Here is a 15,566-nt window from a genome sequence, read left to right on the forward strand (position 1 = left end):
GGGTGCTTCTTATCATTACTATTACTATGGCTGACATTGGCCGCTGATGTAGCCACCAACAAAGTCGCTAAACAGTCTAAAATCTCTGATCCGCCCCGTAGTACGACGCCAAATTAAGCCAATCTCACGATATGCATGATCTTGTGGTGGCATAGCCACTAAAGGTTTCCCTTCCAAAATCCCTGCATTGATCGCCATTTGAGGTAAAAAGGTTACGCCATTTTTATATTCCACCATACTTAATAAAGTATGTAGGTTTGCCGCCTCAAATGGATTAATGCACGCGCTACGGTTTAAGTGGCAAGCGCTAAGAGCATGTCCCGTCATACAGTGCTCTTTTTCGAGTAAAAATACACTTTGCTCAGGTAACAGGTTAAAGTCCTCAATCGGCTCTGGTACGCTGTACTCGGTATGGCGAACCAAGCTAAAGTGATCTTTTGCAAGCACTTGAGTATGAAACTTATCGGTTCTATATGGCAGCGCTAACATGGCCATATCAATATGGCCATGCTCTAATTTGTCCAGTAAGTTATCACTGGTATCTTCAACCAGTACCAAATTAAGTGCTGCAAACTCCTTTTTACACGCCTGATAAAGTGGCGCAGCAATAAAACTCGCAATGGTGGGAATGATCCCTAACGTCAACTTGCCAGATAATGGATTTTTATAGCTTTTAGTCAGCTCTTTAACGCTCATGGTGTCGTCGATAATTTTCCGCGCTCGTTCAACCACTTCCTCACCAATATCGGTAAACATTAGGCTGCGATTTTCGCGTTCAATTAGCTGACATCCCAATGTCTCTTCAAGGTTTTGTATCGCGCTACTTAGCGTCGATTGGCCGATAAAGCATGCTTCCGCTGCACGACCAAAATGTTGGTGCTGATGCACCGCAAGCAGGTATTGTAGTTGTTTGATACTAGGTAAATTCGTCACAAGCTTTACTCTTAATTTTCAACAGCACAAATAAAAAGACCCCAACACCAAAGGTGTTGAGATCTTTTCAAGCTAAAAGTCTGTCTTTTTGAAAAGTGCGGTTTATTTTTATACGCCGAACACTAATCTCAAAATATAGAATATAACAATAGCAAGGGCAGCACCAACTGGCAATGTAATTACCCAAGAAACTACGATGTTACGAATAACACCCATGTTTAATGCCGCAATACCACGTGCCATACCCACACCCAATACCGCACCAACTAAGGTTTGAGTTGTAGAGATTGGTAAGCCTGTGCCTGATGCGATTACAACTGTTGAAGCAGCTGCAAGTTCAGCTGCGAAACCACGGCTAGGAGTAAGATGCGTGATGCCTTCACCGATGGTCTTGATAACTTTCTTACCAAGAATCGCAAGACCCGCAACAATACCTAAACCACCTAGTGGTAAGATCCACCAAGCTAGCGCCGCTTTCTTAGCAATTTCACCGTCGTTTTCAACAATGTTTACCACTGCAGCTAATGGACCAATTGCGTTAGCAACGTCATTCGAACCATGCGCGAACGCCATACAACATGCTGTTAGTACCATAAGGATAGCGAATACTTTTTCAACATTGTTGAACTGCATTTGCTTGTCTGCATTAGGATCCATTTTCAGCTTAGAAATCGCAATCTTACCGATAATAGCAATGATAATAGCGATACCGATAGCAAGCGCAAAACCTTCGAATGTGCCAAGCTTGATACCAATATGCTTAAGACCTTTTTTGATTGTAACCAAAGACATAACAAAGCCCGCAAGACCCATGTAAATAGGCACAAAGCGTTTGGCGTTTTCTAGTGGCTTATTGGTATCAAAAATGAGCTTTTGGGCACTCATAAAGATGAGGTAAGCAATAAAGCCGGAGATGGCAGGGGTGACAATCCAGCTCCCAACAATGCCTGCAACTTTGCCCCATTGGATTGCTTCGCTGCCCACAGCTACTAGCGCAAAACCAATGATTGCACCTATGATTGAGTGCGTCGTAGATACAGGCCAACCTAGCATTGAAGCCATTAATAACCATGCGCCTGCAGCAAAAAGCGCGGAGATCATTCCTAATATCATCAGTTCAGGAATATCAATGAAAGGGGTTGAATCTATAATCCCTTTTCGGATCGTTGATGTTACCTCACCACCCGCAAGATAAGCACCAGCGAATTCAAAGATCATAGCAATGATAATTGCTTGTTTGATGGTAAGTGCTTTTGAACCTACCGAAGTACCCATAGCATTCGCAACATCGTTTGCGCCAATACCATAAGCCATAAAGAAACCAACTGCTGCGGCAATTAAAACCAATACTGTGCCGTAGGATGCAATGATATCCATAAGAAACCTTACTTTATTTTAAAAGATCGATTTTTATTAACGAGCTAACATCAGCTCAAGACGTGAACCAACGCGCTCTGCGATATCTGCAAGCCCACCGACCCATTCGATGATCTTGTATAAAAACATCGCATCAATTGGGTTAAGCTCGCTTTCAACAGCGCGTAACTCTCGACGAATTTTAATTTGCATATCGTCGGTATCTTGCTCGATGGCATCGAGCTCAACTAGCATTTTTTCAACTAAAGTGACTTCACGGCCTCTAAAGCCTGTCTCAAGCAGTTCATCAAACTCATTAATCGCTTCTGATGCTTGTTTAGTTGCGTCCACACAACGAGTGACGTAAGCAAGAAAGTCTTTTTGAATGGATTCAGGGATGACCATTTCACGACCGATAACGCGACCTGCGATATCTTTCGCTTTATTGGCTATCTTATCTTGGTGGGTGATAAGTTCCAGTAAGTCAGTCCGTTCTACTGGCATGAATAAACCACGAGGCAAATGTAAACGTACTTCACGTTTTAGTTCATCTGCTTCACGCTCTAGGTTGCGGATTTCAATGCGAATTGCATCCGCTTCTGTCCACTCCCCTTTGAAGACATGGTTAAAAAATGGGATCAAAGCCGCACTGGCTTGATGGACTATTTTTATATGCTCTTCAATTGGCTTAATAGGAGATTTAGCAAATACTCCTAAAAACGCGTTACTAGGCATAACTGACCCTTAAATCATATTTGTATGCATGTGCAAAGTGTAATTTTACAGCATTGAGCGCTGTTGTGAACGGTTTTATTGCAAGTTTAGATGAACTTACTATGAAATTGCGCGCCGAAAGCGCGCAACTAATTGATAAGCATCACAAGGTTTTTGCGATATCTTCTTGAGATGTATGACGAATATCTTTGCCATTTACGAAATAAATCACATATTCCGCAATATTCTGACAACGATCGCCGATACGCTCTAATGAGCGCACAGACCAAATTAAATCCATAATTTTTGGAATCGAGCGTGGGTCTTCCATCATGTAGGTCATAATTTGGCGTGTTACTGCTTCGTATTCACGGTCCACTTTGGCATCAGCTTTATGCACTTCAAATGCCTTTTGCGCGTCCATCCGGGCAAACGCATCGAGCACATCATGCAGCATTTGTGACACTTGGCGACCCATATTGTCAATATTCACCAATAGATCTTGCTGATCTTTGGTAAACGAATCCAATGCAACTTTAGCAATACGCTCCGCTTCGTCTCCGATACGTTCAAGATCTGCAATCGTTTTTGCGATGGCAACAACCAAACGCAAGTCACTGGCTGCAGGCTGCCTTTTCGCGATGATACGTGTACATTCTTCGTCAATATTCACTTCCATCGCATTGACTTTGTAATCGTTCTGACTGACCTTTTTCGCTTTTTCAGCATCATTGTGGTTAACCGCATCAAGCGCAGTGTTTAGTTGCTGCTCTACTAATCCACCCATACTGAGTACGTGGTTTCTCACGTTTTCTAGCTCTTCATTAAAGCGGCCAGAAATGTGCTTATTAATATTGTGTTCCATTATATTCTCCTCGCAAGCTCGCCTTAACCGTAACGACCTGTAATATAGTCTTCTGTTTTCTTCTTAGACGGCGTGGTGAATAAGGTATTGGTATCTGCATACTCAATTAACTCACCCATGTACATAAACGCAGTTTGATCAGATACACGCGCAGCTTGTTGCATGTTATGTGTAACGATAACTACAGTATACTTGTTTTTCAGGTCGTTAATGAGTTCTTCGATAACCAATGTTGAAATCGGATCGAGTGCTGATGTTGGTTCATCAAGTAACAATACTTCTGGTTCAATCGCGATAGAGCGAGCAATCACCAAACGCTGCTGCTGACCACCAGATAAACCAAATGCGCTGTCGTGAAGTCGGTCTTTTACTTCATCCCAAAGTGCGGCGCCACGGAGTGACTTTTCAACCACTTCGTCTAACTTGCGCTTATCTTTGATACCTTGCAGACGCAGACCATAAACCACATTCTCATAAATAGACTTAGGAAAAGGGTTTGGTCTTTGGAATACCATACCTACGTTACGGCGCAGTGCCGCAACATCTACGCTCTTGTCATAAATGTTCTGTCCTTGAAGGTTGATTTCTCCTTCAATACGACAGCTATCAACAAGGTCGTTCATACGGTTAATACAACGCAGTAACGTTGACTTACCACAACCTGATGGACCGATAAACGCGGTTACCTGCCCTTTTGGGATCAACATATTAACGTTGCTAAGGGCTTGTTTATCACCATAGTAAAGATCTAGGTTTTTGATCTCTAGTGCGGTGAGTTCTGGACTTAAGTTTGCTAAATCAAGCTTGTTATTGCCGTTTGCTTGATTGACTTCTGGCGCTACTGTAATCATGTTTTTACCTATTAAAAATCTTTACTATTAATGCTCTAACGATCTGAATTTTTCGCGTAAGTGGTTACGAATACCAATCGCTGTGATATTCAGTGCAATAATCACCGTAACCAGTAGGAACGCGGTTGCATAAACCAAAGGTCTAGCAGCTTCAACATTCGGGCTTTGGAAGCCAACATCATAAATATGGAACCCTAAGTGCATAAACTTACGATCCAAGTGAATATAGGGGAAGTTTCCGTCTAGTGGTAGTGTAGGTGCCATCTTTACTACACCAACCAACATCAGAGGAGCTACCTCACCCGCTGCTCGCGCAACAGCAAGAATAAGACCAGTCATAATTGCCGGACTTGCCATTGGTACAATGATCCGCCATAGGGTTTCAGCTTGAGTCGCACCAAGCGCAAGTGAACCATGACGTACTGAGCTTGGGATCCGAGACAGACCTTCTTCCGTGGATACAATAACCACAGGCAAAGTAAGGATAGCAAGTGTAAGTGCAGACCAAATCACACCTGGTGTACCAAATACAGGACTTGGCGCAGCCTCAGGGTAGAAAAGTTCGTCAATTGACCCACCTAGCATATAAACGAAGAATCCTAAGCCAAACACCCCATATACAATGGATGGAACACCTGCAAGGTTGATCACCGCGATGCGGATCATCTTAGTCACAGCGTTCTTTGCTGCATATTCATGAAGATAAATTGCGGCAATAACACCGAATGGGGTCACGATCACCGCCATCAGCATAACCATAAATACCGTACCAAAGATTGCAGGGAATACCCCACCTTCGGTATTTGCTTCACGCGGGTCATCGCTCACAAACTTGCTGATTTGCACTAAGTAGTGACCCACTTTGGCAAAAAAGCCCATGTCATTTGGAAACCAAACGTCCAACACTTGGTACAGCGGCAAAGTCACTTCTTCACCACGCATATCACGCACTACAACTTGGTCACGCTTTGCTTGCTTCCTTAGCTCAAATAAACGTTTTTCGAAGACTTTGTAATCTTCACGTAGCTCAGCACGGCGTGCATTTAACTCTGCTAACTTTTCCTCTGTCAGGTCATTACCGAGTTGATACGACTTTTCTTTTAAACGTAGACGTTCAAGCTCATAGTTAATGTGCCCGATTTCGCTATTTTGTAGATCAAGCGCCTCGTCATTAAGGTCAACGGCACGCTCAACAAGCTCATGTAACCTTTCTATCGGCTGGTCAGTTACTACTTTACCGTCTTCTAAAACGCGAGCAACATAACCATAGAAATTACCATTTTTACTACGCTCAAATACCGCTAATTCCGCTGGCGTAGACTGGCTTTTGATGTCTGTTGATAACACCCAACGGAAATCAAGTTCTACGTATTCACGGTTACCCGTTTTAATGAGTAAACGCTCGATTTGCTCGCTGTTGTAGCCTGAAAGGTCGAATCCAGCCGCTTCAAGGCGAGACTTCGGCACCATCTCGCGATCATATATTTCACCAATAACAGTCTGCTTAGCAACAGAACCGTCGAGATGCATTTCTACAACTTCTGATGGCCAAAAGAAGCTCAGTCCTTTCCACGCTATCATCGCAAGTAGTCCAATTACTGAAATCAAACTAATACTGACCGCGCCACCTGTCATCCAGATCCACGGAGAACCTGACTTAAACCACTGTTTTACCATGTCATGTCACTCCAATTACATTGAGCTGTACTTTTCACGCAGCTGCTGGCGAACAAACTCAGCAACGGTGTTAAATACGAAAGTAAAAATAAACAATACAAAGGCAGCTAGGAACAGGATGCGATAGTGAGAGCTGCCAACTTCAGACTCCGGCATTTCCACCGCAATGTTTGCAGCAAGCGTACGCATACCTTGGAAGATACTCCAGTCCATGATTGGCGTGTTACCGGTTGCCATCAATACAATCATGGTTTCCCCTACGGCGCGGCCAAGACCCATCATTATCGCAGAGAAGATACCAGGACTTGCTGTTAGTAATACAACACGAACCAAAGTCTGCCACTGCGTGGCACCGAGTGCTAATGAGCCATTAGAAAGGTGCTTAGGTACGCTAAATACCGCGTCTTCTGCAATAGAAAAGATTGTAGGAATAACCGCAAAACCCATCGCGATACCCACGACTAGCGAGTTACGCTGGTCAAATGTTAGACCTAACTCATTGGTTAGATACTGACGCACATTACCGCCAAACAACCAAGACTCAATACCAGCGCTCATGGCAAATGAAATCCAGCCTACGATAAGCACAACAGGGATCAGTAAGATTGAATGCCAGCCTTCAGGCACAACGTGTCTCACTTTTGCAGGTAACTTAGTCCAGCCAAATGCCGTTGCTATCATCGCGATTGGCAATAGCACCAATAAAGCGACCACGGCAGGTAGATGCGTTTCAATTAAAGGAGCAAGCCAAAGGCCCGCCAAGAAGCCCAAGATAACCGTTGGTAGTGCTTCCATTATCTCGACTGTTGGTTTCACCACACGGCGTAATTCACTCGACATGAAATAGGCGGTGTAGATTGCTGACGCTAATGCAATAGGAACAGCAAACAACATGGCATAAAGCGCCGCTTTAATGGTACCAAATGAAATAGGCACTAATGAGAATTTCGACTCAAAGTCATCACTCGCAGAGGTTGATTGCCAAGTGTAAGCAGGCTCAGGATACCCTTCGTACCACACTTCTTGCCACAAAGCAGACCAAGTTACTTCTGGGTGTTCATTGTGTAGTTCTACCACCGTTAACGTATCATCGGCGAGTAACAAAGCCGCATTAGCACGTGGTGCTACCGCAAACTTTTGTACAGCTTTATCTGTGATTTTACCTTGCCATAAGTGTGCTTCACTGGTGGTGTAATATAGACCTAATTGACCATTTTCATTAGTCGTGAAGAAAGTACGACGATAATATTCACTAAATAGTTTGACCTGTTTGCTTTTTGGCGTTTCAAAAGAGCGGATCTTAGCAAACTGGCGTCCATCATCGGTATTGACTTCAAACCACTGTGAAACCTCACCGTTGTCGTTAGCAAGCATTAATGAGTTGGCACCCGCTAGCAGGTTCATATCGACCAAGTTGGCATTTTCTTCATTTGCAGCAAGCAACTGGAATAACTCAACTTCAGAAGCATAGCGAGAATCAAAGACGTAAACTTGATTTGCTGAGCGAACAAATGTGCGCGACGTGTCTGGAGAAATAAGTAACTCATCAACGCGACCATCAATATCTAGCTCGGTACGCTCAACCGCCCATTCAACCTCTCCAGTAAACATGTTTTCTTCTGCAACAAAGGAGGCAAAAATCACACGTTTATCCGCAGTCTGTGCAACAACAGCGGTTTTGTCTTCGAAGTGACTAAAGGCGAATTTACGAATTGCTTGCCCTTGTTCATCAACAATTAGTTGCTTCGCATTAAGTGGATAACTTAAGCGAGGAGTTAAGACACGTTGATTTCCCGGAAAGCTTATCGTGAACATCGGCTTCACCAGTTGTACCTGACCGTTATCCAGACCAAATGCATATTGCCCTAAGAAAGGCGCACTTTCTGCAAATGCTGTAATATTACCGTCAAGTTCAACATCCAATGTATCTAGTAATTTACCGGCGCTTTCACCTTTGATCTGGTAATAATCTACCGAACCTCTGCTGCCGAGTAAGTACGCAATTTCCGTTTGTTCTTCTACCCCTACACCTAAATATGTTTTGTCTTGTGTAAGCTGAATATCCATACGCTTCTCAACCTTTGCCGATTCAAAGATTGGTTGAACAACATATAGTAAGTAGAAGAAGATAAGTAAAAGTGCGACTAATACCATTACTCCACCAGAAGTAATGCCAAATTGTGCAAACCTGTCTTTAAAGAGACGGCTTCTATCCGTTTTAAAGGATGGCTTTTGCGGATTTGAAGTCATCAATATACCCTTTGGTTTAAAAATTGGGGGCATTATATTTCATCAAGATGACAGTTGTGTTACACCCGAGACACAATTGCACTTTCTTCAATCGGTCTTGGCCTTCAAATTCATTATAAAAATAATGGAACTAATCGGCTCAAAAAGTGCTCTGATTGTTAGCCTAGAGTAAATACAAAAATTCCGTTGCATTTCTTTACATTAAGTGTTTTTAGACACTGGACAAAGTAAGTTTTTAGACTAGTCTAAATCATGCGCCGAATTCGTTTTTTCGCCCACGGGCGCCACAAAAAAAGAGACATGATATGAAGCAGTTAATATTAACACTTATAGGTAAGGACCGACCGGGTCTCGTTGAGGAAATCTCTTCCACTATTCTTTCTAACCATGGCAACTGGTTAACCAGTAACTTAAGCCATCTTGCCGGACAATTCGCGGGCATCGTACAGGTTGAAGTTGCAGAAGAACATTTGCAAGAAATACAAGATGCATTGCATAAATTGCCTGGTTTAGACGTTAGCGTTGAATCAGGCGAAAGCTTGCAAGTGCAGGATGAGCCAGACACATTAAATTTAATCATTACAGGCAACGATAGACCGGGAATTGTGCAAGAGCTTGCTACGGTTATTCGTCACAAAGGCGCAAACATCACGCACCTAACCTCAAAACAACGTAGTGCTCCAAACTGGGGACTACCTATTTTCAGCGCTTTCGCAACCGTGACTTTACCTGCAGGCACGGTCAAGGAAAACGTAATTGAAGCACTCGAGTCAATCACCAGTGATTTGATCGTGGACATAGAAGAAAGCTAAAACCTTCACTATACTCATGATAGTTACATGACAAACACGACAGGCGCGTTGTGTTTGTCATAATTATGTCACACACCCTGCTTAAGCTGTAAAAATAAGCTGTACCTATGGAAAGAACCATGCAGGCCGTATCTCCAGAGCATAAAACTATCACGTACTTTGCCAAAGAATTAAGCTGGCTCTCTTTTAACGAACGTGTTTTACAAGAAGCCAAGGACCCAACCAACCCGATCATTGAACGGATCCGGTTTCTTGGTATATTTTCCAACAACTTAGACGAGTTTTTCCAAGTACGAGTTGCAGATGTAAAACGCCGTATCTTATTAAATAACCTTCCTGAAACGAATTTCGACGAAGACGAAGCACTGCTCGCCGACATTCAGAAGAAAGTGTTGGAACTAGGTAAAAAGTTTAATGCTATTTATGACCAGATCCTCATCGACTTAAATGAGCATCACATTCATATTAAGCAACCGGATGCGCTATCGGATTTCCATAAGAATTGGCTAGCCAACTATTTTAAAGACCAAGTACTACCTCACCTATTGCCAATGATGATTAACGAAAGTAAGGACTATTCAGACAATATCAATGACACCATGACCCACCTTTTTGTGGAGCTAAATGGTGAAAAGCAGCATCACGCTTTTTTGGAAGTCCCTACTGATCGCCTGAATCGTTTTGTCCAACTGCCGCCAGAAAAAACTCGTCGGCATAAAACGATTGTGTTGCTCGATGACGTTATTCGATTTTTTATAGCCGATGTGTTTAAGAGTTTCTTCAAATTTGAACGCATTGACGCCTATTCGATGAAACTCACTCGTGACGCTGAATACAACTTAGATGATGAGCTTGAAGAAGGCGTGTTAGATACCATGTCTAAAGGTCTCAAACAGCGCTTATATGCCGAACCAGTGCGCTTGGTATATGAAGAATCTATGCCGGAAGAAATGATCAAGCTGATGAAAAAGCGCTTAGGAGTGACAGGTCAAGATGCCATGATCCCAGGCGGTAGATATCGCAATTTTCGGGATTTTATTTCTTTTCCAAATGTTGGTCGCGGCTATCTAGAAAACAAGCCCCTGCCGCCGCTTAAAAGCGCAGCCTTTTCAAAATATAGCAGTGTCTTTCGCGCAATTTCAGTTCAAGATATCTTACTGTACTACCCCTACCATACCTTCAATCACATGCTGGAATATATCCGCCAAGCGGCGTTTGACCCCAGAGTGACGCAAATCAAGGTCAACATTTATCGTGTGGCAAAGCAATCTCGATTGATCGCTTCATTGATCAATGCAGCAAAAAATGGCAAAAAAGTCACCGTGATGGTTGAATTGAAAGCCCGCTTCGATGAGCAAAATAATATTGAGTGGGCAAAACTCATGAGTGAATACGGTATTAAGGTCATGATTGGCATACCAGCGCTTAAGGTCCATAGTAAGCTTTGTGTGGTTCACCGTAGAGAAAAAGGCAAAATCGTCAAATATGCACACATAGGAACGGGTAACTTCCACGAAAAGACGGCTCGGATTTATACTGATTTCAGTCTGTTTACCAAACACCCCGATATTACGGAAGAATGCGATAGCGTGTTTCGCTTTATTGAGAGTAGTTATCTACCGTTTAAATTCGAACACCTGATGATTTCCCCCATCAATGCACGCAGTAGAATTGTAGAGTTGATCGATGAAGAGATAACTCATGCAGAGCAAGGGAGAACAGGAAAAGTAACAATTAAAATCAATAATTTAGTTGACAAGCAGCTCGTTGATAAACTTTACGAAGCATCACGTAAAGGCGTCAAGATCCGCCTCATTGTGCGAGGTATGTGTGCCCTTGTACCAGGCCTTACACAGTTTAGCGATAATATAAAGATCATTAGTATCGTCGATCGTTTCTTAGAACACCCGCGAGTGATGATTTTCGATAATAACGGCGACCCCAAGGTGTATATTTCGTCAGCAGACTGGATGACCCGTAACCTCGACCACCGAGTTGAAGTAGGCACGCCTATTTATGCCGAGCATTTGAAGAAACTAATTATCGATATTATTGAACTGCAGTTTAAAGATCGCACCAAAGCCAGAATTATTGACGCCGAACAGAAGAATCTGTACGTTCGCCGAGGTAACCGTAAAAAAATTCGCTCTCAGATCGCGATTTATGACCATTTAAAAAAATGGGAGTTACACCAATTAAATGAAGCGAAAGAATAACCGTTGAGGAAGAATATATGCGCGACTACCCTTCTATTGCCGCAGTAGACTTAGGTTCAAATAGTTTTCACCTTGTTGTAGCAAGAGAAGTAGATGGTCGCCTTCAACTCCTCCATAAAGAAAAGCAGCGTGTGTACTTGGCCGCGGGCCTTGATGATGATTTTAATTTAAGTGACGACGCGATCGCCCGAGCATTAGATACCCTCTCGCAATTTGCGACGACACTACATGATTTTCCGAAAGAGTCCGTGCAAGTAGTAGCAACCTATACGCTGCGAAATTGCAAAAACCTTAATTATTTTCTCGCGAAGGCAAAACAAGTTTTTCCATATCCAATCAATGTGATTTCAGGTCAAGAAGAAGCTCGTCTTATTTACCAAGGGGTCGCCAACCATGAACATGATAGTCATAACCGTTTGGTTATCGACATCGGTGGAGGCAGCACAGAGTTGGTCATTGGTCAGCACCTTACACACAAACTGTTAAGTAGTCGCAATGTGGGCTGCGTAACCATGCAAAAAGCCTACTTTGCTGATGGTAAATTATCTGCAAAACGATTCAAAAAGGCAGAAATAAAAGCAGAACAACAAATTGAAAGTATTACCGCGAGCTACTTAAGACTCGGCTGGAATACCGTTATCGGTACTTCTGGTACCATTAAAGCGATTGCGGCCATGGTTCACGAACTCACTCAAGCCGATGAAATTACCCTGCCTATTTTGGAGCAAATTAAGCAGTTATTTATTGATGCAGGACACATAGACAACGTCTCCTTAAAAGCACTACCAGAGGAGCGAAAAACCAGTATTGCTGGCGGCCTTGCTGTATTGATAGCACTGTTTAGACAGTTAGGACTCGAGCGCATGCGCCTTAGTGAATATGCATTGCGAGAAGGTTTATTGTTTGAAATGCATCAAACCGACGAGTTTGATATTCGAACTCGCACAATTAACACGTTCAGCGATCACTATAATATTGATAAACAACACGCCGAAAATATTTGTGAAACCATCAAACTTTTTACCACTCAACTAAAAGCGCAATGGCAACTATCCTCTTATGATGTCGAAATGTTATGTTGGGCAGCAAAACTCCACGAAGTTGGGCTTGCCATTAACTCTTCTGGCATGCATAAACACGGTGCTTATATTGTCAGGCACAGTCAACTTCCAGGCTTTACTCAAGCCCAGCAATTAAGGCTAAGTGCACTTGTACGCTTTTATCGAAAAAAGATAAAAATGCCAGAGTTAACAGAGTTAATCGAAGAAGAGCTAATACACTTCAACCGTATTTTGGCTGTGTTTCGTCTCAGCGTTTTAGTGAACCAAAAACGCCAACAAGACCAACTTCCAGAGCTCAGCATCACGGCTGTTGATAACGCCTTGATACTTCACATAGCAACTGAGTGGCTCGAATCACATTCACTGTTTCAAGCAGATTTAGAGCAAGAACAAAACTACTTAAAAACAATAGGTATTCAATTTAACCTGAGCTTTGGATAAGTATGCTGGCTATTGGAAGGGAATTCGACGTCGTTAGAACTGAAACAGGTTGCTAGAAAGGCGCTAACTATCCACAGCTCAAGTTACTTACCTTCTCACATTGACAGGTGAGAGCTACTGTTCATCACCTGCCACAATAGAGAGGATTTCATCTGCGTAAGCTCGACTAGAAAGCGCCATATCATAGAGATAATTGGTCGGTGTAGCAGGTCGAATGGCTTGTAAAATAAGCTCAGCTTCTCGCCAGTCATTGCGCTCAATTTCGAATGCTAAACGTAGCGCTCCACCAAGCAACCCTTGATAACTCAGTAGCGCGCTGGAAAGCGAATCATCGAGTGAAAATTCTGCTGCTATCACAGCAAGATCAACATCAAGTATCACGTCAAGGATGGACATAAGACCAAGCAAATAGCCGGTTTCAGCCATTTCTTCGCCCCCTGGCATCAAAAATGTTTCCACAAACTTGGCACGAGTTAACCCCATTCTTGTCAGCTCACTGGGTTTATCTGAACCCAATTCGCTCAACGCGAGTACTTTAACAAACTGCCTAATTGCGTCTTCACCTAAATACACTACGGCCTGAGAGATAGACTTAATTTCTAACCTGTCTTCACCGGCTTTCGCGTTCGCCAGTTTTAGTAGTCGTGCGGTTAAACTCAGATCTTTACTTACTCTAGTTTGTATTTCTTTGAAGCATAAAGACTTTCTTGCTGTTGCTTGTAGCAGCTGAAACACCACCATTTTCGACGGTTCCACGTTGCCATGGTTGAGCATTTCAGGCTTGGCGAAAAAGAAACCTTGGAAAAAGTCTGCTCCAGATGATTTGATGATCTCGAACTCTTCTTTTGATTCGATACGCTCAACAATCACCTTAATATCTGGATACTGACGCTTGAGCTTTTTTACCGTCATATTGGTTTTTATAATTGGCTGCTCAACCTCTATTTTGACGAATTCCATGAGTGGTAACAACGGATCCCACTTTGACGTGCCATCGTAGTCATCTAGCGCAAAGCGGTAGCCTTTCTCTGTTAACTTAGTCACCGTATTCACCAGTGAAGGAATATTTTTAGAGCGCTCAACGATTTCCACCACAATTTTCTGTGGCGCTAATAAGCTAGGTAATTCCTGCAGCAAGGATTCGTCGGATAGGTTTATAAAGGCAAGCTGTCCCGCGGCCAAACGGTCTACGCCGATAAACATTAAGGAGTTAAAAAACATTCGCCCAGTCGCTTGCCCATCGCTCACCCCTACAGGGAAAGCATTGTTATCTGAGTCTCTGTAAAGCAACTCATAGGCAAAGACTTCTTGATCTGGCCGCAAAATGGCCTGTCGTGCAATATACTGCACTGCTGATTTACGTACTTCAGTCACCGGACCACTCATTAACATTCGTATCCTTTATTAGGTAAAAGGAAACCACGTATCATGGAGCGTATAATATGGTAACGCCCCGAGCAATAAAAAAGTTTCGCTATTTTACAACACTTATAACCAAAAGTTACCAACTTATTAAACTAAGTCCTTATAAAGAGTAGGCTTTTAATTCACAGAACGCCAGCGGCTTGCCTGTCTAAGAAAAGTTAAGCTAAGATGAGTGCATGAAGCAAGTTTTGATCGTCTGGTTATTCGCCTTTGCCGGTTTGACTAAGGCAGAACAAGTCCCCTACTTAAAATACAGTTTAAGTGGCTCGGGAAGCTTTTACCCTTATTTTACTCACAGCGAAGATGCGCCCGGGATCCTACCCGAAATGGTGGAAGCCATTTTGGTAAAGGCAAATATCAAAGGCGAAAACTTACTTCTCCCAGCTAAACGTACTAACTTTTATTTAGAAAAGCAGCAAATTGATTTTGATATTATCAGCCCAGATTGGTTGAACGAACAGCAAAAGCAAGATGATAGATTTATCTATTCAGACCCCATTCTACCTATTAAAGAGTACGTTGTTACCCGTCAGTCTCAACCACCAGTACTAACCCTAGCGGGTATCGAAGTTGGCACAGTGAGAGGCTACTACTACCATGATGACCAACTATTCGAGCGAGTTGATTTCGCATCCGAAAAGGAACTACTTCAGGCCTTAAACTTACGGCGGATTGAGCATATTATCATTGGTGATTTACCCGCATTATATTGGTCAGAACAACTTGGTATTACTTTTAGCTTCAACCAGCTACATTCAGAAGGGATGTTGCAGCTACGCCTGTTAGCTAAGCATCAAGGATTACTTAAGCGGATAAATCAAGCTATCGCACAACTCAAACTCTCAGGTGAAATCGAAAAAATAGAACAGCAGTATATTTCCCAACTACCTATACACGCAAAAGGTGGCAGATAACCTCTGCTCTGGACATAGATCAAGTTATACGCATAAATTCTTCCCATAAAT

12 protein-coding genes are annotated in these 15,566 nt (G+C 42.9%); 4 read left to right on the plus strand and 8 right to left on the minus strand.

The window, feature by feature from the left end:
* Positions 1–24 precede the first annotated feature (24 nt).
* The 7 genes from GSF13_RS21880 to GSF13_RS21910 all read right to left on the minus strand — a co-directional run bounded on the left by GSF13_RS21880 (position 25) and on the right by GSF13_RS21910 (position 8,646).
* Positions 25–933 carry a hydrogen peroxide-inducible genes activator gene (locus GSF13_RS21880; protein WP_010607161.1) on the minus strand — a complete coding sequence of 303 codons (909 nt, stop codon included), beginning with the start codon at positions 931–933 and terminating at the stop codon, positions 25–27.
* Positions 934–1,041: 108 nt separating this feature from the next.
* Complete coding sequence (locus GSF13_RS21885) at positions 1,042–2,310, minus strand: inorganic phosphate transporter (RefSeq protein ID WP_010607160.1); 1,269 nt, start codon at positions 2,308–2,310, stop codon at positions 1,042–1,044.
* A gap of 36 nt (positions 2,311–2,346) precedes the next feature.
* Entirely contained in the window at positions 2,347–3,024 is a 678-nt protein-coding gene (locus GSF13_RS21890; protein WP_010607159.1) for a TIGR00153 family protein, read from the minus strand.
* A gap of 142 nt (positions 3,025–3,166) precedes the next feature.
* Positions 3,167–3,868, minus strand: a complete 702-nt coding sequence (gene phoU / locus GSF13_RS21895; protein ID WP_010607158.1) for a phosphate signaling complex protein PhoU — start codon at positions 3,866–3,868, stop codon at positions 3,167–3,169.
* A gap of 23 nt (positions 3,869–3,891) precedes the next feature.
* Positions 3,892–4,719, minus strand: a complete 828-nt coding sequence (gene pstB / locus GSF13_RS21900) for a phosphate ABC transporter ATP-binding protein PstB (protein WP_010607157.1) — start codon at positions 4,717–4,719, stop codon at positions 3,892–3,894.
* A 27-nt stretch (positions 4,720–4,746) separates the two neighbouring features.
* Positions 4,747–6,396 carry a phosphate ABC transporter permease PstA gene (gene pstA, locus GSF13_RS21905; RefSeq protein WP_174170600.1) on the minus strand — a complete coding sequence of 550 codons (1,650 nt, stop codon included), beginning with the start codon at positions 6,394–6,396 and terminating at the stop codon, positions 4,747–4,749.
* Positions 6,397–6,411: 15 nt separating this feature from the next.
* Positions 6,412–8,646: an ABC transporter permease subunit gene (locus GSF13_RS21910; RefSeq protein ID WP_211867093.1), complete on the minus strand. Its 2,235-nt coding sequence runs from the start codon at positions 8,644–8,646 to the stop codon at positions 6,412–6,414.
* A gap of 305 nt (positions 8,647–8,951) precedes the next feature.
* Between GSF13_RS21910 and GSF13_RS21915 the strand changes: the two genes are divergently transcribed.
* From GSF13_RS21915 to GSF13_RS21925, 3 genes are all read left to right on the plus strand, one after another.
* Positions 8,952–9,458 (plus strand): ACT domain-containing protein, encoded by a 507-nt coding sequence (locus tag GSF13_RS21915; RefSeq protein ID WP_010607154.1) that lies wholly within the window; start codon positions 8,952–8,954, stop codon positions 9,456–9,458.
* A gap of 119 nt (positions 9,459–9,577) precedes the next feature.
* Positions 9,578–11,674 carry a polyphosphate kinase 1 gene (ppk1, locus tag GSF13_RS21920; RefSeq protein WP_174170598.1) on the plus strand — a complete coding sequence of 699 codons (2,097 nt, stop codon included), beginning with the start codon at positions 9,578–9,580 and terminating at the stop codon, positions 11,672–11,674.
* 17 nt (positions 11,675–11,691) lie between these two features.
* Positions 11,692–13,176, plus strand: coding sequence for an exopolyphosphatase (locus GSF13_RS21925; protein WP_211867095.1), 1,485 nt, complete (start codon positions 11,692–11,694; stop codon positions 13,174–13,176).
* A gap of 114 nt (positions 13,177–13,290) precedes the next feature.
* Here GSF13_RS21925 and GSF13_RS21930 read toward each other — a convergent pair whose 3' ends face one another.
* Positions 13,291–14,568: an HDOD domain-containing protein gene (locus GSF13_RS21930; RefSeq protein WP_029215901.1), complete on the minus strand. Its 1,278-nt coding sequence runs from the start codon at positions 14,566–14,568 to the stop codon at positions 13,291–13,293.
* 209 nt (positions 14,569–14,777) lie between these two features.
* On the opposite strand from GSF13_RS21930, the gene GSF13_RS21935 reads away from it, so the two are divergent.
* Positions 14,778–15,515 carry a transporter substrate-binding domain-containing protein gene (locus tag GSF13_RS21935; RefSeq protein WP_211867097.1) on the plus strand — a complete coding sequence of 246 codons (738 nt, stop codon included), beginning with the start codon at positions 14,778–14,780 and terminating at the stop codon, positions 15,513–15,515.
* Positions 15,516–15,566: the final 51 nt, after the last annotated feature.

Origin of the sequence: Pseudoalteromonas sp. M8 (genome assembly GCF_018141365.1) — a bacterium.
Lineage (GTDB): Bacteria > Pseudomonadota > Gammaproteobacteria > Enterobacterales > Alteromonadaceae > Pseudoalteromonas.